This window comes from Mesorhizobium sp. M7A.F.Ca.MR.362.00.0.0, from assembly GCF_004023175.1.
Classification (GTDB): domain Bacteria; phylum Pseudomonadota; class Alphaproteobacteria; order Rhizobiales; family Rhizobiaceae; genus Mesorhizobium.
On sequence record NZ_RZTF01000743.1, the window covers coordinates 1 to 1,373 of the forward strand.

At 62.6% G+C, this 1,373-nt stretch carries 2 protein-coding genes; one reads left to right on the plus strand and one right to left on the minus strand.

Annotated features, from left to right (window positions below):
• A partial coding sequence (locus tag EOC06_RS37325; RefSeq protein WP_164898999.1) for an FMN-dependent NADH-azoreductase occupies positions 1 to 579 on the minus strand: 579 nt, incomplete at its 3' end.
• Positions 580 to 690: 111 nt separating this feature from the next.
• Between EOC06_RS37325 and EOC06_RS37330 the strand changes: the two genes are divergently transcribed.
• A partial coding sequence (locus EOC06_RS37330; RefSeq protein ID WP_164899000.1) for a LysR family transcriptional regulator occupies positions 691 to 1,373 on the plus strand: 683 nt, incomplete at its 3' end.

Below are 1,373 nucleotides of genomic sequence, written 5' to 3' on the forward strand. Positions count from 1 at the left end.
CGCCTTGGCGAGCGCTGCGGTCACCGCGTCAGGACCCATGCCGACGCCTTCGATACGGATGACATCGACATCGGTCATGCCGAGGAAGCCGAGCACGCCGCGCAGGTAGGGAATGGCGTGATCGAACTGCACGGCCGCACCTTCGGAATAGATGCCGCCCGAAGCCAGCACGATATAGACCTTCTTGCCGGTGACGAGACCCTTGGGGCCGTTCTCGCCATAGGAAAAGCTCTTGCCGGAACGAGAGATATGATCGACCCAGGACTTCAGCGTTGAGGAGATGTTGAAGTTGATGAAGCCTGTGGCCAGGATCACGGTGTCGGCAGCAAACAGCTCGTCGAGCACGACATCGGAGACACCGACGACCTCAGCCTGGCGCGCAGTGCGCGCTTCCGCCGGCACGTAGATGCCGCTCGCGTAGTCGGCGTCGATATGAGGGAGCGGATTGGCGACGAGGTCGCGCACGACGAGCGTGTTCGACGGATCGGCGGCGACGAGCTTTTCAGCGAATTCGGTAGCGATGCGGGTCGAATGGGAGGCGGCGCCGCGCGGGCTCGAAGTGATGAGAAGAATGGACATTTTGGGCTCTCCAGCGGTTGGAATGATTTGTCCCGCCAGATATGGGGCTTTCGAACCATTCAATAAACTGGTATATTTTCTATACGATCCATCTATAAGTTAGATATCACGATGCAGCCCAACCCGACGCTCGATCAACTTCAGATCTTTGTGACAGTCGCCGAAGCCGGCAGCTTCTCGGCCGCCGGCCGCAGGCTCAATCGGGCACAGTCCGTCATCAGCTACGGCATAGCCAATCTCGAGGCGCAGCTGGGGCTGAAACTGTTCGAGCGCGAGGGTACCCGCGAGCCGCAATTGACCGAGATCGGCCGGGCGATGCTGGAGGATGCGCGGCGCATGATCGGTGTGCTGCAGCGCATCCGCTCGCGCGTCGACGGCCATCATCAAGGGCTCGAGGCTGAAGTCGCGCTGTCGGTCGACGCAGCGTTGCCGTCGCCGGTGCTGGTGCGGGTGCTGAAGGCGTTCGAGGCGCAGTTTCCGACCGTGATGCTGCGCCTGCATATCGGTACGCTCGGCCTGATCCCCGATCATGTCGTCAGCGGGCAGGCCGACCTTGGCATTGGCGGCCTGCTGGGCGATGTCGATGTGCATCTCGTGCGCATCGGCTTCATGTCGATCGTGCTGGCCGCCGCGCCCAGCCATCCGCTGGCTCTGCTGCCGAAGCCGGTGGCGATCGAGGATGCGCGCGAACACACGCAGCTTGTCGTCACCGACCAGTCGGAGCGCACCAAGGGGCGCGACTTCGGCGTCTTCGCCTACCGCACCTGGAGGCTGACGGATGTGCGCACCAAGCA